This is a genomic window from Rhodopseudomonas rhenobacensis (genome assembly GCF_014203125.1).
Taxonomy (GTDB): domain Bacteria; phylum Pseudomonadota; class Alphaproteobacteria; order Rhizobiales; family Xanthobacteraceae; genus Rhodopseudomonas_A; species Rhodopseudomonas_A rhenobacensis.
In genome coordinates this window covers 91,990-111,899 of sequence record NZ_JACHIH010000006.1, presented here as the reverse complement: position 1 = coordinate 111,899, position 19,910 = coordinate 91,990, and the positions used below count along the sequence as shown (strand labels likewise).

The 19,910-nt window shown below is 66.3% G+C and carries 27 protein-coding genes; all 27 read right to left on the bottom strand.

Annotated features, from left to right (window positions below; all coding sequences use genetic code 11):
* Positions 1-19: 19 nt before the first annotated feature.
* Positions 20-577 (bottom strand): DUF4376 domain-containing protein, encoded by a 558-nt coding sequence (locus HNR60_RS07670; RefSeq protein WP_184256035.1) that lies wholly within the window; start codon positions 575-577, stop codon positions 20-22.
* A 2-nt stretch (positions 578-579) separates the two neighbouring features.
* Positions 580-1,764 (bottom strand): gp53-like domain-containing protein, encoded by a 1,185-nt coding sequence (locus HNR60_RS07665; RefSeq protein WP_184256033.1) that lies wholly within the window; start codon positions 1,762-1,764, stop codon positions 580-582.
* 22 nt (positions 1,765-1,786) lie between these two features.
* Positions 1,787-1,993: a hypothetical protein gene (locus tag HNR60_RS07660; protein WP_184256031.1), complete on the bottom strand. Its 207-nt coding sequence runs from the start codon at positions 1,991-1,993 to the stop codon at positions 1,787-1,789.
* 6 nt (positions 1,994-1,999) lie between these two features.
* Positions 2,000-4,318 carry a hypothetical protein gene (locus HNR60_RS07655; protein ID WP_184256029.1) on the bottom strand — a complete coding sequence of 773 codons (2,319 nt, stop codon included), beginning with the start codon at positions 4,316-4,318 and terminating at the stop codon, positions 2,000-2,002.
* Between the two features lie 10 nt (positions 4,319-4,328).
* Entirely contained in the window at positions 4,329-5,582 is a 1,254-nt protein-coding gene (locus HNR60_RS23955) for a phage tail protein I (protein WP_210313347.1), read from the bottom strand.
* Positions 5,579-6,517, bottom strand: a complete 939-nt coding sequence (locus HNR60_RS07645) for a baseplate J/gp47 family protein (protein ID WP_184256027.1) — start codon at positions 6,515-6,517, stop codon at positions 5,579-5,581. Before HNR60_RS07645 ends, HNR60_RS23955 begins: the two co-directional genes overlap by 4 nt.
* On the bottom strand, positions 6,514-6,930 hold the full coding sequence (locus tag HNR60_RS07640) for a GPW/gp25 family protein (protein ID WP_184256026.1): 417 nt from the start codon (positions 6,928-6,930) through the stop codon (positions 6,514-6,516). Before HNR60_RS07640 ends, HNR60_RS07645 begins: the two co-directional genes overlap by 4 nt.
* A 3-nt stretch (positions 6,931-6,933) precedes the next feature.
* The gene (locus tag HNR60_RS07635) at positions 6,934-7,152 is read right to left on the bottom strand and encodes a hypothetical protein (RefSeq protein ID WP_184256024.1); all 219 of its coding nucleotides are present in this window, start codon (positions 7,150-7,152) and stop codon (positions 6,934-6,936) included.
* A gap of 9 nt (positions 7,153-7,161) precedes the next feature.
* Positions 7,162-7,761 carry a hypothetical protein gene (locus HNR60_RS07630; protein ID WP_184256022.1) on the bottom strand — a complete coding sequence of 200 codons (600 nt, stop codon included), beginning with the start codon at positions 7,759-7,761 and terminating at the stop codon, positions 7,162-7,164.
* Positions 7,758-8,342, bottom strand: a complete 585-nt coding sequence (locus HNR60_RS07625) for a hypothetical protein (protein ID WP_184256020.1) — start codon at positions 8,340-8,342, stop codon at positions 7,758-7,760. The genes HNR60_RS07630 and HNR60_RS07625 overlap by 4 nt, the downstream gene beginning before the upstream one ends.
* The gene (locus HNR60_RS07620; protein WP_184256018.1) at positions 8,339-8,833 is read right to left on the bottom strand and encodes a phage virion morphogenesis family protein; all 495 of its coding nucleotides are present in this window, start codon (positions 8,831-8,833) and stop codon (positions 8,339-8,341) included. Before HNR60_RS07620 ends, HNR60_RS07625 begins: the two co-directional genes overlap by 4 nt.
* Positions 8,833-9,303 (bottom strand): phage protein Gp36 family protein, encoded by a 471-nt coding sequence (locus tag HNR60_RS07615; protein ID WP_184256017.1) that lies wholly within the window; start codon positions 9,301-9,303, stop codon positions 8,833-8,835. Before HNR60_RS07615 ends, HNR60_RS07620 begins: the two co-directional genes overlap by 1 nt.
* A gap of 108 nt (positions 9,304-9,411) precedes the next feature.
* Entirely contained in the window at positions 9,412-9,708 is a 297-nt protein-coding gene (locus HNR60_RS07610) for a hypothetical protein (protein ID WP_184256015.1), read from the bottom strand.
* Positions 9,709-9,718: 10 nt separating this feature from the next.
* Positions 9,719-10,681: a capsid protein gene (locus HNR60_RS07605; RefSeq protein WP_184256013.1), complete on the bottom strand. Its 963-nt coding sequence runs from the start codon at positions 10,679-10,681 to the stop codon at positions 9,719-9,721.
* 98 nt (positions 10,682-10,779) lie between these two features.
* Entirely contained in the window at positions 10,780-11,169 is a 390-nt protein-coding gene (locus HNR60_RS07600) for a hypothetical protein (protein WP_184256011.1), read from the bottom strand.
* On the bottom strand, positions 11,166-12,293 hold the full coding sequence (locus HNR60_RS07595; RefSeq protein ID WP_184256009.1) for a phage protease: 1,128 nt from the start codon (positions 12,291-12,293) through the stop codon (positions 11,166-11,168). The genes HNR60_RS07600 and HNR60_RS07595 overlap by 4 nt, the downstream gene beginning before the upstream one ends.
* 327 nt (positions 12,294-12,620) lie before the next feature.
* On the bottom strand, positions 12,621-13,865 hold the full coding sequence (locus HNR60_RS07590; protein WP_246432853.1) for a phage head morphogenesis protein: 1,245 nt from the start codon (positions 13,863-13,865) through the stop codon (positions 12,621-12,623).
* Positions 13,865-15,445: a DUF935 domain-containing protein gene (locus tag HNR60_RS07585; protein ID WP_347339319.1), complete on the bottom strand. Its 1,581-nt coding sequence runs from the start codon at positions 15,443-15,445 to the stop codon at positions 13,865-13,867. Before HNR60_RS07585 ends, HNR60_RS07590 begins: the two co-directional genes overlap by 1 nt.
* On the bottom strand, positions 15,439-17,034 hold the full coding sequence (locus HNR60_RS07580; protein ID WP_184256007.1) for a hypothetical protein: 1,596 nt from the start codon (positions 17,032-17,034) through the stop codon (positions 15,439-15,441). The genes HNR60_RS07585 and HNR60_RS07580 overlap by 7 nt, the downstream gene beginning before the upstream one ends.
* The gene (locus HNR60_RS07575; protein WP_184256005.1) at positions 17,031-17,531 is read right to left on the bottom strand and encodes an ASCH domain-containing protein; all 501 of its coding nucleotides are present in this window, start codon (positions 17,529-17,531) and stop codon (positions 17,031-17,033) included. The genes HNR60_RS07580 and HNR60_RS07575 overlap by 4 nt, the downstream gene beginning before the upstream one ends.
* Positions 17,528-18,103, bottom strand: coding sequence for a DUF3486 family protein (locus tag HNR60_RS07570; protein WP_184256003.1), 576 nt, complete (start codon positions 18,101-18,103; stop codon positions 17,528-17,530). Before HNR60_RS07570 ends, HNR60_RS07575 begins: the two co-directional genes overlap by 4 nt.
* A 3-nt stretch (positions 18,104-18,106) precedes the next feature.
* On the bottom strand, positions 18,107-18,418 hold the full coding sequence (locus HNR60_RS07565; RefSeq protein WP_184256001.1) for a VpaChn25_0724 family phage protein: 312 nt from the start codon (positions 18,416-18,418) through the stop codon (positions 18,107-18,109).
* Positions 18,415-18,873 (bottom strand): hypothetical protein, encoded by a 459-nt coding sequence (locus tag HNR60_RS07560; protein ID WP_184255999.1) that lies wholly within the window; start codon positions 18,871-18,873, stop codon positions 18,415-18,417. Before HNR60_RS07560 ends, HNR60_RS07565 begins: the two co-directional genes overlap by 4 nt.
* Positions 18,873-19,094: a TraR/DksA C4-type zinc finger protein gene (locus HNR60_RS07555; RefSeq protein ID WP_184255997.1), complete on the bottom strand. Its 222-nt coding sequence runs from the start codon at positions 19,092-19,094 to the stop codon at positions 18,873-18,875. The genes HNR60_RS07560 and HNR60_RS07555 overlap by 1 nt, the downstream gene beginning before the upstream one ends.
* Positions 19,091-19,282, bottom strand: a complete 192-nt coding sequence (locus HNR60_RS07550; protein ID WP_184256113.1) for a hypothetical protein — start codon at positions 19,280-19,282, stop codon at positions 19,091-19,093. Before HNR60_RS07550 ends, HNR60_RS07555 begins: the two co-directional genes overlap by 4 nt.
* Before the next feature lie 7 nt (positions 19,283-19,289).
* Positions 19,290-19,688 carry a hypothetical protein gene (locus HNR60_RS07545; RefSeq protein WP_184255995.1) on the bottom strand — a complete coding sequence of 133 codons (399 nt, stop codon included), beginning with the start codon at positions 19,686-19,688 and terminating at the stop codon, positions 19,290-19,292.
* Positions 19,685-19,903 (bottom strand): hypothetical protein, encoded by a 219-nt coding sequence (locus HNR60_RS07540; protein ID WP_184255993.1) that lies wholly within the window; start codon positions 19,901-19,903, stop codon positions 19,685-19,687. The genes HNR60_RS07545 and HNR60_RS07540 overlap by 4 nt, the downstream gene beginning before the upstream one ends.
* Positions 19,904-19,910: the final 7 nt, after the last annotated feature.

The window sequence follows — 19,910 nt, the reverse complement described above, 5'->3', positions numbered from 1 at the left end:
CGGCAGGAAAGGCGTGCGGTTAACCGAACGCGTTGTCGATCTGCGCCGTGGTGGTGATGGAGCCGGCGGCGATGCCGGCGAGAACGCTGGCCTCGGCGGCGAAGCACGCTCTGACATGCGCCCGCACCGCCATCGCCAAGGTGACGAAATCGGCGTTGGAGACCAGCCGGAACTCACCGTCGGCGAACTTCCATCCGTCCGGGTCGGCGCGCTGGCCGCGGTCGATGGCGGTCAGCTCGGCCAGGATCTTGCCTTGGCTGCGATCGTCGGTAGCGACCGGCCAGCCGGACCAAGCCGTGCCGCCGGTCTCCTTGGCCCAGCGGACAGCCGCCGTGTAGGCGGGCAGATCAATGGGCTGCTCCGGCGGCGTGTAGTCCACAACGGCGCCGTCCACCAGCCGGCGGAGCCCGGGGTGGGCCAGCAAGTCCCGCCACTGCGGCTCGGTGATCTCGACCGCCTCCGCCGGGACCCTGCAGTCCGGGTTCGGCTGACCGTCGATCAGCCGCGGGCCATGAATATCGTCGCTGTAAAATCCGGCCGGGAATCCGGCGGGCGTGAAAACTGCGTAGAGATGCATGATCAGTATCCCATCGCTATATAGCGCCCAGGTTGTGACGCATATCCCACGACGCCACCGTTATTAACGTATCTTGCCCGGGCGGTGAACCCAACAGGGTTGATGCCTTCGACCGCAATCGAAAGTGATTGTGTGCCTTCAATCCCTACGTTGCTGCCGATCGACGCAACTACGGAGAAGCAGAAATTAGGGAAGGCCATTGGAAAGTTGTTGGCCGTATCGCTTCCGCCCATTGTTCCCCACTGGATAATTAATCCGCTGGGGAGTTTCTGGTAACCGCTGGTGCCAAACGACGCCACAGTATCATGGTCGGTCCATACCTTGCCGAAGTCGGTGGAGTCGACCGTCGCTCTAACAGAGCCCGAGCCCCAGCCAATCTTGACGATACTGCTTGGGTTCTGTCCGACGCCAGTTCCCTGCTGGGCAGGAGTGAAGCCAAGTGCGGCCTGTGCTCCCAACGTCCCGCGCGCCGCCGCCGCGTCCGCCTGCGTCAACAGAGATCGGCCGAATGTGGTTGTAGAAAGACCCGCAATCGCCGTTAGGTCGGTGTCTAGCGGCTGCTTGCCGGCGATCGCGGCATTGAGCGTCGCGGCGAGGTTGGCATTGTTACCGAGTGCCGTCGCGATCTCGTTGAACTGATCGAGCGCCGGCCCGGCACCGTTGGTCAGATAGTTGAGCAGATCGGCCCGCATCTGCAACAGCGCCGCCATCGTGGCGATTTGCGTCGAGTTGGTGCCGAGCGGCGCCGTCGGCGCGCGCGGCGTGCCGGCGAGCACCGGATCGACGGACGGCGCTTTCGCAGCGTCGACCGCAATCAGATACGCGAGCAGCTTGGCGAGCGTGTCGTGATCGGCGTCAACGCCGCCGCGCAGATCGGCGAGGATCGCGGCGCGCCGGGCCGGCGTGAGGAATTGCCGGCCGGTGGTTTCTTCTTGGACGCTCGCCGCCGGAACACCACTGCGGTAGTCGTTCAGCTGCGCCTCGATCTCGGCCGCGCGCGGCGAGATCTCCAGTTCGATCACGCGCAGCACCCGAGCCACCAGGACATTGGCATCGCCGCCGAGCGCCGCAACCGCGCGCTCGATGGCGTCGAGCCGCATGTCGACATCCTGCCGGAATTTGTTTTCCTTCTTCAGGATCTCGTCGGCCTTGCCGACCCGGTACTCGGTCTCGAATTTGCGCGTCATCCAATGGTCTCCCGGGCCGGCCCTAAACCGGCGTGTAGCTGGCCACCTCGGCGGCGTGCTCGGATGCGAGCAGGCGCGTCAGCAGCTCGCCGGTGACCTGCGTTTGCGATGCCTGACCGAAGCCGACGCCGAACGCCTTGAACCGGGCTGAGACCTCGACGGCGTAGTAGGCGTCGGCGATGATCTCCGGAGTGGCGGCGACGTCAGCGGTGGACTTCTTGGTGGCCATAGCGGGTTACTCCGTGGTTTGGACACGTCCCTCGACGTGCCAGGTGACGCGGGGATTATTGGTGGTGCCGACGATGTCGACCTTGCAGGTCGAGATCGGTGCGCCGGCGAACGAGAAGGTCCAGATCTTCTCGTATGCATCGGCTCGCACCACGCCCTTCTTGCCGATCAGCGGCTTGGTCTCGACCGCCGTGTGGGTCTTGAGCGAGGCAAAGCCGGCGCCGTGCCTCAGCCGCACCGCGATGGTGTGGCGCGCCGGATCCCAGGCTCCGACCGGCGTCGAGATCACCACGGTTTGAAGCGAGGTGCCTAACACCAGCGGCAACGAGATGTGGCAGAAGTCATCGTCGGCCCGGAACAGCTCGACCTCGCTGGCCCCCATGTCGAGGATCGGCATCGCCCACTGGTTGCCGTTCAGCACCAGGCGGAAGTCGTAGTAGGCCGTCACACCGGAGCCGAACAGCGTGTCTTCCCCGGCCGGATCCTCGATCGTGCGCCAGGCGCCGCCGACCTGCAGCTGGAACTGCCGCGATGAGTTATTCGGAACCACCTCGGCGTTGCGGATGCGGAGGTTGTGGATGCCGCCATCGAGATTGACGCCTTGGAGCGGCACCGTGAGCGACGTCAGGTCGAAGCTGCAATATTCGGTCACGTGGCAGAGGTCCCGGGTGAGATCGCCGACATAGAAGCTGCCGCCGTCGGTACTCTCCAGCAGATTGCCGCTGAGGAATTTCTGCCCCTCGGCATAGACGGCGGTGACGTCGCCGGTGGTGGCGATCAGATAGGCGTATTGCTTGCCGGATTGGCGGAAGCTCGGCACCGCGAACGGAAACCGCGTCGCCTCAGGCCAACGCTTGAACTGCGACGCAGCCAGCGTGGTTTTCGTGAGCATCCGGCCCTTCTGCGGCCGGCCGTCCTCGCCACATTCGACCACCGTGACGGTGATTTCCGCGCCGGCGGACCAGCTGTCGAGATACAGCCGCATGCCGGGCGACCAGCGATCCTGCGACTGCAGCCAGCTCTGCGCCTTGATGACGCCCTGGATGGTATGGGCGACCGGCGCGTAAACGTCGTAGGGCTCCTTGACGGTGGTGGTCCAGAACTTCCGGAGCCGCTTGATCTGGTGTCCGGTCCAATCGTAGTTGCCGACCGTGCCGGAGATCTCATAGGTCTCGTTGCCGATGCGCAGGATGCCCTTGGCCGGATCGTACTGGCCGCTCTGCCACCACTCCGAGTTCTCGCAGGCCTCGAAGTAATCACCATAGGCCGTCTCCTGACGGCTCATCAGCATCTGGGTCAGTTCGAGCGTCTGATACACCGTGCCGCCGAGCGGCATCGTGCCGGCGCGATCGGCCAGCTTGATGCCCTCGATCACGGTGTATTTCGGACAGATCAGCCCAGCCGAGGCGTGCATCAGGTTGCCGTCGTTCGGGTTGTAAAGCGCCAGCGGCTTCTTGTCCTGATTGGCCGCCGGGAAGCGGATGCCCTCAAGCACGCGGGCCTTGTAGTCGACATTCGCGATGTCGCTCTCGCTATCGTCGAGGAAGTTGTCGGCCGAGAACGGGGAGCCGGTGTCGGGAATCGCCAGCACCTGCTTAATCTTGGCGATTTCGCCCTGCGACGCCCGGAAAGTTTCGGGTGACACGCCGCCTTTGATCTGCCGCGCGAGCGCTGCCATGTCGTTGCGCAGGCCGGCCATCTCCTGATTGACGAGATCGAGCCGCCCGCTGAGGCCGGTGCATTTGGTCGCCAGTTCGTCGAGCTCCGGCGCCTCATTGGCGGTGCGCATCTCGATACTTTCGATGCCGCCGGTGCCGACCAGAATGTCGGCGATCGCCACGGTGCCGAGCGGAATCGACGGCTTCACCGGGATCAGCGACGGCGCGCCGGGATACAGCGTCAGGATGGCGCTGCGAACCTTGGCGCGGGCGCCGGTCTGCGGCACCTGCTGGATCGCGGTGCCCCCGCCGGACTGCGGCACTTCGCGCTCGTAGTTGCGCGCCTCGACATAGCCGTCGTCTTCGCGGCCTTGACCGATCAGCGTGACGTACACTTTCTGGCCGGCGGTGATCGGCACGAACTCGGCGGCCGACATCGACAGCTCCGCTTCGAGCGCATACATCGCGCCCCCATCATAGATGCGGCCGGGCGCCACCTCGATCGCGGCGGTGCCGGAGGCGAGCGTCGTAAAGCCCTTGTACATCCGGCCGGAGACGAGGAGATCGTCGGTGAGCTGGGCGATGCCCTGCTGCGGCCATTGGCCGATCCGCTCCATATCCTCGTCGGTGCCTTCCTGGTCGATATCCCAAATCGTACGCTTGTACATGACAGCCCTTTCAGCGGCGGAGAACAGCGCCGTACCGCACATCGTCAGGCAACCTCGCAAGGTCCCCGAACGTGATCGGCCGGACGGAATTGATGTCGAGAAACAGGATGTCGCGAGCGGCCTGCGTGACCGCGAGCGCGTCGAGAACTTCGACCACGCGGGGCTCGGGCCCGGCGCGCAGATAGCGGCCGAGCGGAAATCCGGACTTCGGCGTGGTCCCAAGATGCGCCAGCACGGTGGCGGTGAAACGCGCGCGGCGGATTCGTGTGCGGCCGATCCGGTTGCGCATCCGGCCGAGCACGGCCGAGCTGCCATCGGCCAGACGGATCGACAAGTAAGCCTGTTCGTCGGCGCGGTTCGGCCGGATGCCGCGGCCTTTCAGGCTGCGGCCGACGAACCAGCCGCGGCCGCCAGGCTGCGGCTCCCACAGCCTGCGCGGGGTGGCGTCGAGCGGCATCAGCCCCGGCGACATCACGGCCGGAATGAACTGATCGCCGCCGGCGGTGAAACTCAGTAGGATGACGCGCTGGCTCGCGAGCCGACCGTCTGCAACGAAGCGGCCGCGCAGCCGCTTGCCGACCTGGAAGGTGTTGCGACGCGGTCCGGGAATGACCAGCCGTTCGGGGTCGGACAGCAGCCGGCCGGAGGCGTCGATCCGCACGCCGGCGAACACCAGGCGCTGGACCGTGCCGCCCTTGCGCAGCTCCGGCCGCCGGCGGCCGAGCACCACGGCGGCGGCGGATCGCACGACGAAACGCCGGCCGATGAAGCGGCCTTTGAGCGTGCGTTGAACGATCGTTCCGTCCGCCTCGAGGCACGGCACGGGCTGATAGCGGATCGGGTAGTCCGCCGTGTAGATGCGGATCTCCGGCAGGCCGGCGAGCCAGCGATCGTGAGACTCCTTGGTCGGCGCGGCGCCGACGAAGAACGCGTGGCGCGGCAGCCGCGCCCGGACGAATTCGGCATCCACATAGCCGAGCGCCATGCGATAGCCGGCGACCGTGGTCTTGGCCTCGTGATACGCTGGCGACTCGGCGATCACCTGGCGCTTGCGATGCTCCGGCCATTCACTCCGCCAGAAATCGACCGACCAAGCCCAGGCCAGCAACGGCAATTGGTCGGCCGGGCATGTCCACGGGTCCCACAGCGTACGCAGCTTGGCGGCCTCGGCGAACAGCACAGGCCAGCGCTCGGCGTTGACCAGGCTATGGCCGCGCTCGGCGTCGCCGATGGTCGGCTGGATCGGGTTAAAATCTGCGCTCATCCGTCGATCCCCCAGCTCACGGCGATCGACGAGATGTACGGCGCGCCATCGTCGCCGCCGGCGACATCGGCGAGCGGACCAAGCACGTCGACCTTGCGCACCGCGCCGGACTTGGCGACGGCGCCGATCGCCTGGGCGTGCAGCGTCTCACCGATCTTGTGACGCTCCGCGCCGAGGCCCGCGATCGCCGTGGTGGCCAGCGCGACGGCAGCTGCCGGGTCGGGCCCATTGGAAACCCAGAGCTTCACGGCGACGGCCGCCGGCACGATCCGCGCCGGCCGCACGGTGACGATGTCGGTGGACTGCGATCCGGCTTCGCCGTCGAAGGCGCCCTGGATGTCGCCGATCAGCGTCTCCGCCGGCGTGCCGTCGCCGGTGCGCGCGAGGATGATCAGATCGATATGACCGCCAGGCCGGCGAAGCGGGCGAACATCCTTGACGCGGTCGCCAAACAGCTTGCGAACCCGCCAGGCGTAGCCGCCGGGGGTGAGGCCGAACAGCGGCCGCGCCTCGTCGGAGAGCTGGGCGCGCGCGCGCAGCTCGTCGTCGGATTCCTGTTGTTCGTCCGAAGTCTCGGTAGCTGGCGACAAGATGAGACGCGAAGTGGCCTTATAGGTCAGCGCCAGATGGGCGAGGTCAGCGCCGGTTGCGGTGGCGAGCCGCAGGGCGTTGCCGTGATCGTTGATGGTCTGCTCGATCTTCGTCTCACCGTCCGCGAACTCTTGCTCGAGCACGATGGAGGTGTCGAACTGCGTCAGCGGGTTGCCGTCCGCATCGATCAAGTCGAATGCCGGCAGCGTCGGGTCCTTCAGCCGCGCCGCATCCCACCGCGCTTTGAAACTCAAGAGGCGGACGCGCAGCGTCGCCTCGTAGTCAATCTTGACCAGCGTCGGCGCGCCGATGCGCGACAGATCGAGAGTGGCTGCCGTCGTCATGGCGACACCGCCGCGGTGCCGCGCGCGAGTGCCGTCACCGGCACCCGAAAGTCAGCGTCTTCCTCGACGGAGTAATCGCCAAGGTGTCCGTAGGGATAGAACTTGTAGCCGAAGATGAAGCCGATCGCGCCGTTGCGGCCATCGAGCAGCTCGGGCTGGATATTGCAAAACCGAACCGCCGGCTCCTGGCTGTGCACAGCCGTGACCATCTCCGCATAGGCGCGCAGCACGTTGACGGCCGTCAGGTTCTCACCCCGCAGCGGCGCCAGGTCGGCCCCGAGATCGAGCCGCATCACCCGCGTGCCGACGCGGGTCGCGAGGATCCGCGCCACGCAATGCTCGGCATGCGCCCTGCCGCGCAGAATGCGGCCGGTGCGCGCGTCGACCCCGGTTCTGGTGGTGCGCTCCGCCATCGCCTACTTGCGCTTCTTGCCGGTGGCGGTTTCGGTCTCGCTCGTCTCCGGAGCTTCTGGCGCTGCCGCCGGCGCCAGCTCGGCCTTGACAGGCTCGATGCCACCCCAGCCGGCCTCGGCCTGATACTCGCGGTCGGTCAGCGCGACGATGTCGCCTTCCTTGCGCATGCGCCCGTCGATCGGCCGGCGGGTGGTGATGCGATAGCTCTTTTTGTCGCTCATTGTTGCCCTCTATGTTTTTGCGAAAGTTTGCTTGGCTGGCCCGGCTTCGGTGGTGACCAGCGGCCCGGCTTCTTGGTTCTTGGCGTCGACCCCGAGGTGCACCTTGCCAACCAGGTGCTGACTCTTGGAGACGGTGTTGATCGCGGCGGCGGTCAGTTCGATTTCGCTGTCGCCGACTTTGATGTTGAATTGTCCGTCCTTGATCAGGAGCTTCGCGTTGCCGACTTCGAGCACGAGATCCTCGTCGCCCTTCGGCGCCGGGTGATCGTCGTCGAACGGCGCGCGGATCGCCTGAGAGCCGCTGCCGATCACGCCGGAGGGTGACAGCAGCGTGAAGCGCTCACCCTCGGCGGGCTTGACCTTGATTTTGAGCGCGCCGGCACCAACCGGCTGCACCGCGACCCACGGCGACTCCACCGGCTTATCGTTCTCGTCCCGGGCGAGTTCGAGCTGCACCTGCCAGTCGTCGCCCTGTTTACGAACACCGCCCTTTTTCACCTTGCCGTGCATGACCACGCGCGCGACACGCTGATCGACTTCGACGATCTGCTTTTCGAGATTGCGCAGATGGCGTTTGAGGGCGCGGACACCCGGATCGGTGATGCTCATACCGGCGCCCCGTCGCTGACGTCGATCGGCTCGCCGTCGAAATCGACGAACTGCGGCTCGGCGATCACCGGCCTGGCCAGCGGGCTCGCGCCGATGTTGGAAAGCGTCTGTTCCCAGGTCACCACGTAGTAGGCAGCCCCCTTGGCGAACGTCTCACTGGTGAACAGCGGGCGGACTTCCACCTTCTTGGGCGAGCCGATCGATTGCAGGCCCCAGCGATGCGCGTTGAGATCGCCGAGAACTTCGAGTAGCCCCTGCGAGAGCGCGTGCGCGATCTCCTGCCGGCGAACCAACTTGCCGCCGAAGGCCGCGTCCTCGGTGACGATGTAGGCGACTGGCTCGATCGCGAGACTCCAGGAGCCGTCGAGATCGCCGTCCAGCTTCCAGCGCGACGCGCTGACCGCGATCATCGGCGGGTTGAAAATGTCCTTGTCGATGATGTCCGAGACGTCAATCCGGCCCGGGTGCTGGCGCACGGTGACGTCCGGAAACAGCGGCTTCAAAGCCGCTTCCACCGCGTTGAGAAACCGCACCAGGGCGGCGCGCTCCAGCCGCTGCGGGATGGTGGCCGGGGCGATCATTCGCCACCGCCGAGCCGGCCGGCGACGAAGTTCGTCGCGAGCCGGTCAATTTTCTCGGCGTCCTCGGCCGAGATACCAACCACCGGCCGCGCCGGAATGGTGACGCTCTTCTTGTTGACCCGTTTGCCGCCGACGACGAACGACAGAAATGGCGCGTTCTTGGCGTTGATGGTCATGCCGTCCTGATGGACGTGCGCGTACTCCCACGACAGGCCGGCCTCGACTTCGGTCGCCGAGGCGGTCCAGGCGACCGAACCCAACATATGATCGCCGGTCCGCATCAGGATCGAGGTGCCTTCGAGATTCGCAGGCCAGGGGGAACCGTCCGGAGCCGTCTTGGTGGTGGTGATGCGCTCGCGCATCGAGAATTCCAGCCGCGCCCCGATGTCCGACATCAACGGCTCGGTGTCCGGGTTGTCGAGGTGCGACAGCCCGGCGAGCGCCTTGGTGAGGTCCGAGATATCGACGTCGATGCGAATGCCGGCGTCCATCACCAGCCCCGCAATCTATCGCGCGTCAGTACGCGGTCATTGGCGACGACGATCGCTTCATTCGGAGAGACGGCGCCGGCCGGCTCCCCGGCAGCACCGCTGCCGCCGCCGCCCGGTCCGTCGAAGGTCAACGCGGCCGAACCCTTGGCGATCGCCTGCAGCCGCGCGATCGCTACGTCGTAGCGCTCCTTGACGCGCTCGTTGGAGCGCCCGAATGAGAGCGCCACGCGATAGAGCGCGATGTCGGTGGTGTAGATGCGCAGCGCCGCGCGGCTGTCGTCATCGATCCGGTCGAGTTCGTCGCGGGTGTACCGGGCCGCAAGGATGGCGCGGACCTCGGCGGTGCCGTCGTCGAGCGCGGCCTCGATCCGGCTGTCGTCGCGCAGGCGCGTGGTTTCATCCGCTGCAAGGATAGTCGCCTCGGAGGGATATCGCGCCAAAACGTCTGAAAGGGTGGCGAACGCGGCCATGGGAATTCTCCGGCGGGCTTTCGATAAGGCGCCGAGGGCGGCGGACCGTCCTCGGCGGGGCGAACCGGATGGCTCGCGTGGTGCGTCCGGCGGCGGGCGCACGAACCTTCAGGCGCGCCAGACTTCCTCGACCGCGCCCACTGCATGCATCTGGGCATGCTGATCGCGGGTCAGCGAGATATCATCGCCCGCCACATAGAGATCGCCGTCGTGAAGCACCTCGCGGGTGACGACGTGCTCTTGGGTCTCCGCCTTCGCAGCCCGCTTTTTTGGTGGTGTCGCGGCGTCGGTGGACGTGGTCGCGGCGGTACCCGCGCCCTGGTCTGTACTGGCGTTGGAGGTGGCGCCGGCGCGCTGGGCGCCGTCGGTGCCGCTGGTGTTGGTGTTGGTCGGAGCCCTGGCCATCTGCTGCTCCTTACGCGACTGCGTTCTCGATGAAGTAACCGGCGTCCGGCGCGACCACGAGTTCCTTGACCTTCTCGCCGACGCGGACACGCTCGCCGCCCTCCAGGCCAATGTCCGGGTCGGGGATCGAGCCGGCGATCCGAGTGCCGACCTCGGCGGTGAAGCCGAAGGTGACACCGGCCTTGGTGGTCGCCGCCTGATCGAGGTAGAGCGCTGCGATGTGCTTGCCCCAGACGCGGGACAGCGACACGCTCTGACCCTTGGCCGCGCTGTTGACGAAGCTTTCGCCGATCAGCACCTTCTTGATCTCGAGGAGCTGGGCCAGCTCCTCGCGGGTGATGATGCCCTTGTTGGTGAGATTGCCGCGCAGAGCGTTCACCAGCACCGGGTGACTACGCAGCTTTGCCCACACCGCCTGACCCATCACGAGCGCGTTGGCGCGAAACACCAGCGTGCCGTCGATCGCCGCCGTGAGGATCGCGATCGGATCGGAGTTGACGTAATCGGAAAACTGCGAGGAGCCGGACAGCAAGATCTTGCGGCCGGCTGCATAGGTGGCCGCGTTATGCACGATGGAAGCCACCCGGACTTCGCGGGCGAGCTGCAGGTTGTTGGTGAGCCCCTCGGTCAATCGCGCGCGCGGGTCGTAATTCGACAAGCCGGCTGCGCGCTGCCGTTCCGCTTCCCGGATGTCGGAGAGCGGGACCTCGCCGTCGAGACCGTGATCGTCGGTCGAGCCGTCCCGCTCGGTCGCGGTGAACTCGACGCGGTTCGGGCGGCTCTTGCGGCCGACCTTGGTGTCCGGCACGTTGAAGCCCTCCGCCAGCGGGTACTCCAGCCATTTGAAGGACTCGGAGCCCACCGGGGTGCGGGGCAGCACCTGGTCGGCGATCAGCGTGATCGCCGGATTGGCGTAGCCGATCGCGACCGCGGTCAGCACGGGGTTGACGGGGAACGGGCGATTGACGGCCATCGGTTGCTACCTTGTGATTGAGAGATTTGACGGCCCGGCCGCGTCACCGCTGCAGCCGGGTCTTTCTGCCGCGCCTGTCGGTGACCGCGCTCGGGGTATTAGGCGGAAGCTGGGATGAAGACGGAGCCGGCCGAGACGACAATCGGAACGATGTCGCCTTCGACGGCCGCCGCCTGGACCTGACCGATCGTCCGCACAGTGACGGCCGCGGCGGCCGGCGCCGGCAGAGCGACGGCGCGGCCTTCGACATCGGAAGTGACTTGGGCGCCGCGCGCGAGCACGCCACCGGCAACCACCTCGGTCAGACCGAGCTGCACCGCGTCGACCACGCCGCCAGCCTTCGCACCGGTCGAGGTCGAAACGCCGGTCAGCGGGGCGACGTTGGAAGCGCCCTCGATCACAGCCTGCTTGGTCGCGTGGAAGGCGACGATCCGATTGCCGCGGATCGCGGCGTCGGCGACGAAACCCTTGATCAGCTCGCAGCTCACTTGGCTTCTCCTTTGTTGGCCTGCACGACGGCGTCGGCGAGCGACAGCGTGCGGCCCGACTTCGCCGCGGTTTCGATCAGCGCATAGGCCTTGGCGAGCAGCGTGTCGGGCGCCGCGACGCCGCCTTCCGGCGTCGGGCGGGTGTCGAGCGCGGAGGACTGCAGACCTGCGGGCGTGCTGCCGAGCAGCGCGGTCACCTGCGCCAAGCCTTCGGCCGTGGCGCACAGCGTCGTGTAATGTTCACGCTGCGCGGGGACGATCTTCTTCGCGGTGAGCGCGGCCTCGATGGTCGCTTCCACCTTGGCCTTGTGATCAGAGGTGCTGCGCTCGGCGAGCTGCGCCTGCAGCGAGGCCACCTGAGTGGTCGCCGCGGTGAGATTGGCAAGCGCCTGGTCGTGAACCAGCTTATCGACCTTGCCGGTCGACAGCGTGCCGATCGCCGACAGGCAGGCCGCCTGGTCGACCGAGCCGGCCAGGCCGAGCGCCTTGGCGATCGGCTTCAACGGATCCGTGGTGGACAGCTTGCCGATCGCCGCGAGGCACGCGGCCTCGTCGGCGGTTTCCGCGAGGCCTAACGCCTTCGCGATCGCCTTCAACATGGGTTGCTCCTTGGTGGGTGTGAGTGAGGCGGAGGCGATCGCCGGCATGGCGAGCGCCGGGGCGGCGACCAGCGCGACCGAATGCAGCCACAGCGCCAGGCCTTCCTTCGTGTAGGTGAAGGTCGGCGAGACGAAACGGTGGGTGCGGGCCTTCAGCGCGGCGGCGCCGGCGGCGAGCAGCTCGACCAGCGCATAGGTGCCGTCGGCACGGGCCTGCAGCTGCTTGATCCAACCGACCGCGTCGGCCTTCTCGCCGAGCTTGGCCTTGGTCGGGATCGCATGGTCAAAATCGATCGGGACGTCGATGCCGTCGGCATCGAAGCGCGCGACCAACCGCTCGGGCTCGAAATTGAAATGCCGATCGTCGCGGGTGTCGATCGCGCCGCGCGGCGTGACCCGGATCCAGCGCTCGCAGTCCTCGGCGCCGGCGGCGAGCGCTGCGACATCGATCGTCACCGCGCCCAACGCGACATCGGGCGCGGCGTCGAGGCTGGCGAACTGGGGACTTGCGGAAGCGCGTGTCATGGGTGCACATCTAGCCGTGCACCCCCGGGGTCGGACCGCTGACAGGTGTCAGCTGGGGCATTTTGGGCCAAACTGGCCCTCTGATCCCGCCCGCGACCTTTCTCCCCCAAGCAGCTCGCGAGTTAAAGCGGTTATTAAACGTTCTGGTGCGTTTTTCCCGCAGCTGGTGCCATCGCAGGGGGCGGCCCGAAATAACGCCCCTGTGGCCCTGTGTGGCGGTTTGGCGTTTCAGTTGCCATCGCGGCCCCGCCGCCCTATATTCTCATTGCAGCCGAGCCACGTGTTACCGTCCCAGGTGGACGCGGGGATGTCACGGCCCCCCGGCTGCTACTCACTCCCTTCAGCCTTGTACCGAGCCTCGCGCCGCCGGATTTCCCCGTGGCGGCGGGCATCAACCTTGAACAGCGTCCGCACCTGAATGTAGCCGTTGCTCGAGCGGCGGATCGCCAACACCCAATGCACCCCGCCGATCACCGCGAGAATATTGCGCACCGCCGGTTCGCGGTCCTCCGTCCATTCGCCGGCGTCGATGATCTGCTGGACCAGCGCAAAGCTCTCGATATCGACGGCCGCATGTTTGCCAGCTTTCTTGACCATGACGTCATTCATCACAGTGACGATATCGACCTTGGCGTCTAGCTCGTCGACCACGCGCGCCGACGCGGCCACCGGCAGATGCACGCGCTCGTCCATCTTCGCGACCGCCTTCGGCCAGTTGCCGCGCCAGAGCTTTCGGATGGTGGCGGCGGCGCGCTCCGGCCCCGCCTCGGCGAGCGAGCCGGTGAGCTGCGACACGAGCGTGCGGGCGCGCGCGAGGCCCGGATTGGTCTGCCAGCCGGGATCGATGCCGCGCGGAATCGTCGTCACTTCGCCGGTGCGACGGTTGACGTAGGTTTTCGCGCCGAGGTCCGGCGCGTCTTCCGAATAGCCTTCCTGCGCCAGGTAGCGGTCGCGATCCTCGCCATCGAGCTGTTGCACGCTGCATTTGCAGCCCCAACCATTCGGGGGAAACCAATACGACCACCAAGAATCGTCTGCCGGCTTGATGGTGCCGGCCACCGCGAGATGCTCCGGCCGCTTCCGCTCGGCGGTCGATCGAACGTAGAGCAGATAGGGCCGCGACGCCTTGGTGCGCTGGATGCGATTCCACTGGCCGGCGGCGCGTGCGCTGCGCACGTTCGCCCAGAACGTGGTTTCCAGGCGCCCCGGCCGGGTGAAATCGACGGTTTTGGTTTTCCACTTGCCCTCGGGGTCGGCGACCTGGCGCGGCCCCCACCATCCATGCGGCTTTAAGCGGCTTTGAATATCCGACTTAAAGGCCTCGAAGCCGGTGCCGTTGGCGAGCGCCTTATCGATCGCGGCGCGGAAATCCGACAGCACCCGGGTCTCGGTGACGCCGGCCACCGTGAAGGCGTGGGCGTGCTCCTCGCCCCACACGTCGAGCCAGGAGAACCGCGGCGCGAGATCCTTGGCCCGGAAGTAGTCGAGGATCTCCGGCGGCGTCTGCATGCCGCGTTTCACCGCGGCCATGCGGGCAATCAGCGTGAGGGTCTGCCGGCGCGTGACACGCATCAGTCGGCCACGTCGCCAAGGCCGCGCGCCTTCGCGGTGAGCCGCGCCAGCACCTCGGCAAGCTTCGAGCCGTCGATCTCCGCCGCGAGCTGCGGCAGCATCGCTTCCAGTTCGGCGAAGCTGTTGGCCCGCGCCACCGCGTCGCGCAGCGGCCTCAGCATCGGATCGACCAGTTCCTCCCAGCCGTTCATCGCGTCGTCAACCAGGTCATCGAGATCATCGCGCTCGGCCACCGCTGTGGCGGCGAGCGACGCGCGTTGCGATCCGCCGCAGGCCGGGCAATGGCAGTCGGCCGCCGACAGCCGCGCCGCCTTCTTGGGATCGTCGTTGGCCGCGGTTGTGCCGGCTGGTGCGCTGAGCACCTCGTCATTTTCGCCGGGCTCGGAGAGGCCGAACTTGCTCCGCATCTCCGCCTGCGACACCCGGAACCCGAGCGGCACCAGCTTCGCGACGCCGTCCGCCAGCGCCTTGGTGTCTTCCGGCTCGGCGACGGGGAGTTCGACGCGCGGGTAATCATCCTGCGGCCCGAAATTGAGCGCCACGGCCCATCGCACCAGATCGCGGTTGAGCGTGTTGGAGAGTTGAACGCCATCGGCGCGCTGGATGTCGAGGCGGACCTCGTTGTGCACCTTGGCTTGCGCCATCGACGCGCCGTTGTCGGACGTCATGGTCTGGCCGACCACCAGCTTCGACACCTGTTTGTCGAGGTAGTCGAGCAACTGACCGAACACGGCTTCGCCGCGCTGGCCCTTGGTCTCCACAAAATCCAGCTCCATCCCTTGCGGGATGATCGCCGCCGCATCGGAGGCGATTGAGCGCACCGCCTGCAGCAGCGCCTTCTTGTCGGCCTCGGAGGCACCCGGATGATATTTGCCGAGCCGCAGCGGAATGCCGAACACCTCGGCGAACGCGCTCCAATCCTTCAATGCGAACGACTGCAGCAGGAACGCCCAGGCCGCGGCACGGGCGAAGCCGCGGCGGATGGGGATGCCGGCCTTGGATCGCGGCTTGTGCACGATGAAGGTGGGCTTGGTGATCTCTTCGCCGTCGAGACTGCCGTCGACCGCGAGCCGAAGCTGGGTTTGCTTCAGGCGGTCGAACTGAAAGAACCGCTGATCGCGCCATTTGTAGGCGACCGGCCGCAGCGCGCGGCGCTCGTATTCCCAAACGGGTTCGGACACCGCATAGCCCTTGGCGATGCCGTCGGTCAGTTCGCCCAGCGTGTCGCGCAAGCCGGAATCGTCGATCAGTTCGTGAACGAAGTCGACGATCTTGGCCGGCACGCCCTTCGGCACCGCGACGGACGGCTTGACGCCCTCTATCGCAAGGCGGCGGGTCTGCACCTGCGATGCATAGTGCAGGTATCGCTCCTCCATCTCCTCGGCCAGCGTGAGGTAGTCGCGCGCGTTGCCTTGCGCGGCTTGGCGCAGCAGATAGGCCAAATGTTCCGGCGTCAGCCCGGATGCGACGCCTTCCAGATGGACTGCCCGCACGCCGATCACGGTCGGCGTCGCCACTTCCCTGGACAGGAGCGTGGTGTCGACGGGATTGCCGTCGGGACCGAGAATTCGACTCACCACAGCGCACGCCCTCCTTGGGTCTTGAACAGATTGGCGCCGGCGGCCTCGGCCGTCGCGGGCTGATAGGCGTATTCGATCACGCCGGCATCCATCGCCGCGTTGGCGAGCACGAGCGCAATGGCGAAGTCGCCGTGACGTTGACCACCATCGGCGCCGGTGGTGTGCGCATCGTCCGGCACCTTCGGCACGCCGCGCTCCATCTTGATCTGCCGCATATCGTCCTTCACGTCATTGTTGCGCGGAATGGCGATGGTGCGATCTTCAAAGCGGCGTTTAAGCGGCGGCACATTGGCGATGTACCAGGGCTGCGAAGGCATCACCGCCTCAATCGCCAGCGCTCCGTATTTCTGCACGGCGTACTCTGCCAGAGCTTGACCATTGCCGCGCGCGTCGTGCTTGGCGCCGCCGAACCGCGGCAGCCGATCGGCGACGTAGAACATGATCCGCTCTTGCTCGCGGAACGGCACATTGCGCAGCTCGATCGCGAACGGCGTCCGCCGCACCAGGTCACGGCCTTCGGCCAGCGGCAGCATCACCGACAAGTCGCCCGATCGCGCGAAGTCGTAGCCGTAAACGTGGCGCAGCCGGCCATCGAGCTGCTTCAACACCGGCTCGACCTGTTCTTCGAGCCAGTCGTCCACATAGGACGCGCGCTCGGCGTCCGACCTCAACTCGAAGCCGAGCGGGCAGTTGAGGCGCAGGATCGGTGCATCCGCGGTCATGCAAGCCTCGATCACCGCGCTGGTGAGATAGACGCCAGAGCCCTGCGAGGGGACGCAGTCCAACTCCTCGGCCGCCGCCGAGCCGTAGAAGCCGCGAATTTCGGAGCGGAACTGCGCCTCGGCCTCGGGTGACCAGGTCTTTCCCCTCACCATGCAGATGCGCTGATAAAGACCCTGCTGCAACGCGTCGTCGAAGCTGCAGCGCACGACGTGACCAGGCCGCCGGCCTTCGCGGATTTCCTGGATCAACACGTTGAAGGGATTGTCGACGCCGTCATGGGTCGAGATCACCAGCACCTTGCCGCCCCAGATCAGCAGCGCCATCGCGGCCTTCAAGAGTTCGTCAGCGTCGTCATGGAACGCGAATTCGTCGAGGATCACATAGCCCTGCCGGCCGCGCAGCGAGCGGGGCCGCGACGACAGCGCAACGATCTCAAAGCCGGACGCGAAGCTGATCCGGAATGCCTGGATCGAGCGATCCGCCCCCTTGTCATCCTGCTCGCGAAACAGAAACTCCTGTACCTCGCTGCAGCCCTGCGAGAACGCGCGCGCCCACCTCGCGCAGGTGTCGATGAACTCCCGAGCCATGTCGAGATTGTAGCCGAGATAAAGCGTATCCATCCCGCCCTCGCTCTTGCGCGCGCCGGAGGTGAGAACGGCGTCGGCGCCAATTCCCCAGGTAGCGCCGATCCGGCGGGACTTGTCGACGACCACAAGCTGGTAGGCCGCGGTCGCGGCGAGCAACTCTCGCTGATATGGCAACAGCACTTCGGGAAGCGACGTGTTGGCCAATTGCGGCGGCAATTGCGAGAGCTGCTCGCGCCGATGCCGCGCCCAATCCTCGGCAGTGATGAGGAGGTCACTCATGGCGCGTCACCGAACAGGTCGGACCGTGCCGGGACATCATCGCCAATCGAATGATGGCCCGCGAGCATCCAGCGCGCCGGCGGCGGGACAATCGACGGATCGGCCGGCCGCCACTCGAAATAGCCGAGCGCGCCAACAGACGGGATGAAGTCGCACGGCTGCGCATTCTGCAGCACCAGCGCCCGGGGGCCGAAGAACCACGGGCTTCCGCTTTTCGACACGACGTCAACGACATCAACGCTGCCGATAATGCCGCCGCGCAACAGATCGGCCGGCGCCGGGCACTCTATGCTAATCGACGCCATAAAGGCTCGCGCTTGCTCGTAGTAGTCGCGCGTCATGCCCTTGGAGGCGTGGATGGCGCGACGCCCCTTCAGCGGGTGAAGGTGCTTGATCATCGCGGCCGAACGATTTTCCAGCGGCTTGAACCCGGCGGCGATCGCCCACGCCCACGGCTGGCGAACCGACAGAGCGAGCTGCGGAAAGGTGTCGATCACGGCTTTGGCTCCGGCTTCGTCACGCCCAAAATCTTCGCCTTGATCTGTTCGATGGTGTCGGCGGAAAGACCCTTTTCGTCGCCGACAGCATCGATCGCCTTGACGGCTTCGGCCCGCGCCCGATCGGCGGCGCGCTTCTCGATCACCACCGTGCGCGAAACATCGTCCTTCGCGGCTTTGCCGAGATGGTCGAGCGCTTTCGCCAACAGCATCGCCTCCATCGGCTCGAACGTGACCGGCTCACCATCTTCGTCGGAGGTGCGCGATGCGATCTCGAACAGCACGTTGTGCATCAGCTCGATATTCATCCGTGTGGTTTTGTCCGGGTCGGATTCGCCGAGCCGACGCACGATGACGTCGGCAACGGCGCGAGACTTGCGGATCCGCTCGGCGACTTCCTCCGCCTTCTGAAGATGACGGTGCAGCGCCGAGCGCGAAGGCAGGGCATCGATGTCCAACTCGCGCAGCTTGGCGATGATCTCGTCGAGCGTGCGACCCTGATCGCGCAGCCGGCCGATCCAGTCGCGCACCTCCGGCGGCATCCGGTCGATCGAGGAGGGTCGTTTCGACATCGCTCAATCCTTCGGCGACGGCCGCGCCACCATCGGGTGAGGCCGGCCACAGGCGACATCGCGGCCGAACTTGGTGAGCGTGGCAATCGTCATTTTCGATCCGCCGACCTCCAGCTCCTCGCGCTTGAGCAGCCGGTGCTGCTCGAGGAGCACGAGATCGGCCTCGACCACGTCCGGATAAACACGGTGGCGCAGTTGTTGCGCCGCCTTGGTGATCAGCGGCGCGGACAGTGAGTAATCATCTTGTTCGGCAAGTAGCCGCAGGATGACGAGGCGGCGATCCTTGTCGAAGGTTTCGGCGAGGCTGTCGGTCACGACGATTTCTCCTTCTTGTTGGCGTCCAGCAGATGGCCGAGGATCAGACTGAGGGTGTGGTCCATCTTGTTGACGGTTTTTTCGACGCCGCGCGTCATCTCGGCAGAGGCGGCGATCTGCGTTTCGACCCGGCTGATGCGGTCCGACAGGTTTTCCATCTCCGGACGGCCGGGCAGCTGTTTCACGTCCCCCTCCAGCTTCGCGATCCGATCGCTCATCTCGCGCTCGCTCTTGACGAGGCGGTCCCCGGTCTTTTTGTCGTTGGCATCGATCTTAGCCGACAGCTCTGTCACCGATTTGTTCAGCGCCTTCGTCTGGTCGGCGTACTCGGCCTTGGTCGGAAACTGGCCGCGCAGGTACCACATGCCGAATGCCATCAGGGCCGCCAACGGCACAGATAGGAACCACCAGACGTCCTTGATCAGGGCGACCATCCCCGCCCACCCGAAATCCATCACCGCGTTCCTTTCATGCGGCGCCAATTCTCGCGCCGCTGTTGGCAATCCCTGCAGCGCGTCGCCGAAGGCAACGCTTTGCGGCGGGCGGGCTCGATCTCCTCGCCGCACGCCTGACAAAAAATCGACCCGCGCCCCGCGAGCCGCGCGCCGACGCGCTCGATGCTTGCTGTCCGCTCGCTCTCCTCGAGGAGCTGCGCCTCATCCAGCTGGTCGGTCACGGCCGCTCCTTGATCGCGTCGACCGCCACGCGACGACGGCCCTCGCAGGTTTTGAGCGAGGCGCGATCGCGCCCCCAATAGCTGACGGTCTCGCGCTCGGTCAGATCGCGATCGGGCACCGACACCGGGTCGGCGCACGGCTCGGTTGCGGCAGCCGGCACGGTCGGCCACATCAATTCCAGCTTCACCACCGGCTCATCGCGAGTTGTTGAGCAGCCGGACACGATCACGCCCGAGCCCACAACGACCGCTGTCAGCAAGCGTCGCATTCTTCGTCTCCAACTCTTTCAATGCCTCTTCACGACGCGTTTCAGCGGCTTTGACCTCGGTATCCGCGGTCATCGCCGCGCGGGCCTGCTCGACCTCGGCCTGCGCCACCTTGACGTTGGCTTCCGCGATCTCGGAGCGCCAATGCGCGTCGCGCTCGGCTTTCGCGGTCGCGGCGGCGTCATCGACCATGGCCTGCACCGTGGCTGCGGCACGCCAGGCGCCGAGGCCGCCGATCGCCAACAGGCCGGCGATTCCCAAGGCGATCAGCGCGGCCTTGCCGATCGGCCGCGCCGCGACAGCAGTCAGTGCGGCGAGCGAAATCATGGCGCGATCCCGCAGCTGACGCCGAGCAACGCCACACCGATGCCCGCCCAGCTCCACAGCGCAGGCGTCATCACCGCCTCGACGCGATCGGCGAAGCTGAAATCGGCGCCATAGGTCTGATGCACCCATCGGGCGCGCACGGTGATCATCACGGCGACCACGATGACGATGTAGAAACCGAGGCAAATTGCGGCGATCCGGATAGCAGCGAGCATGATTGCC

Excerpts from the sequence above, each read along its gene's own strand:
- HNR60_RS07640 (WP_184256026.1), bottom strand. The coding sequence starts at position 6,930 with ATGGCGGAGCGCACCACCAGAACCGGGGTCGACGCGCGCACCGGCCGC.
- HNR60_RS07660 (WP_184256031.1), bottom strand. The coding sequence starts at position 1,993 with ATGGCCACCAAGAAGTCCACCGCTGACGTCGCCGCCACTCCGGAGATC.
- HNR60_RS07545 (WP_184255995.1), bottom strand. The coding sequence starts at position 19,688 with ATGATTTCGCTCGCCGCACTGACTGCTGTCGCGGCGCGGCCGATCGGC.
- HNR60_RS07580 (WP_184256007.1), bottom strand. The coding sequence starts at position 17,034 with ATGAGTGACCTCCTCATCACTGCCGAGGATTGGGCGCGGCATCGGCGC.
- HNR60_RS07645 (WP_184256027.1), bottom strand. The coding sequence starts at position 6,517 with ATGACGACGGCAGCCACTCTCGATCTGTCGCGCATCGGCGCGCCGACG.
- HNR60_RS07610 (WP_184256015.1), bottom strand. The coding sequence starts at position 9,708 with ATGGCCAGGGCTCCGACCAACACCAACACCAGCGGCACCGACGGCGCC.
- HNR60_RS07615 (WP_184256017.1), bottom strand. The coding sequence starts at position 9,303 with ATGGCCGCGTTCGCCACCCTTTCAGACGTTTTGGCGCGATATCCCTCC.
- HNR60_RS07655 (WP_184256029.1), bottom strand. The coding sequence starts at position 4,318 with ATGTACAAGCGTACGATTTGGGATATCGACCAGGAAGGCACCGACGAG.
- HNR60_RS07570 (WP_184256003.1), bottom strand. The coding sequence starts at position 18,103 with ATGTCGAAACGACCCTCCTCGATCGACCGGATGCCGCCGGAGGTGCGC.
- HNR60_RS07595 (WP_184256009.1), bottom strand. The coding sequence starts at position 12,293 with ATGACACGCGCTTCCGCAAGTCCCCAGTTCGCCAGCCTCGACGCCGCG.
- HNR60_RS07670 (WP_184256035.1), bottom strand. The coding sequence starts at position 577 with ATGCATCTCTACGCAGTTTTCACGCCCGCCGGATTCCCGGCCGGATTT.
- HNR60_RS07590 (WP_246432853.1), bottom strand. The coding sequence starts at position 13,865 with ATGCGTGTCACGCGCCGGCAGACCCTCACGCTGATTGCCCGCATGGCC.
- HNR60_RS07605 (WP_184256013.1), bottom strand. The coding sequence starts at position 10,681 with ATGGCCGTCAATCGCCCGTTCCCCGTCAACCCCGTGCTGACCGCGGTC.
- HNR60_RS07625 (WP_184256020.1), bottom strand. The coding sequence starts at position 8,342 with ATGATCGCCCCGGCCACCATCCCGCAGCGGCTGGAGCGCGCCGCCCTG.
- HNR60_RS07560 (WP_184255999.1), bottom strand. The coding sequence starts at position 18,873 with ATGGATTTCGGGTGGGCGGGGATGGTCGCCCTGATCAAGGACGTCTGG.
- HNR60_RS07635 (WP_184256024.1), bottom strand. The coding sequence starts at position 7,152 with ATGAGCGACAAAAAGAGCTATCGCATCACCACCCGCCGGCCGATCGAC.
- HNR60_RS07540 (WP_184255993.1), bottom strand. The coding sequence starts at position 19,903 with ATGCTCGCTGCTATCCGGATCGCCGCAATTTGCCTCGGTTTCTACATC.
- HNR60_RS07630 (WP_184256022.1), bottom strand. The coding sequence starts at position 7,761 with ATGAGCATCACCGATCCGGGTGTCCGCGCCCTCAAACGCCATCTGCGC.
- HNR60_RS23955 (WP_210313347.1), bottom strand. The coding sequence starts at position 5,582 with ATGAGCGCAGATTTTAACCCGATCCAGCCGACCATCGGCGACGCCGAG.
- HNR60_RS07620 (WP_184256018.1), bottom strand. The coding sequence starts at position 8,833 with ATGGACGCCGGCATTCGCATCGACGTCGATATCTCGGACCTCACCAAG.
- HNR60_RS07665 (WP_184256033.1), bottom strand. The coding sequence starts at position 1,764 with ATGACGCGCAAATTCGAGACCGAGTACCGGGTCGGCAAGGCCGACGAG.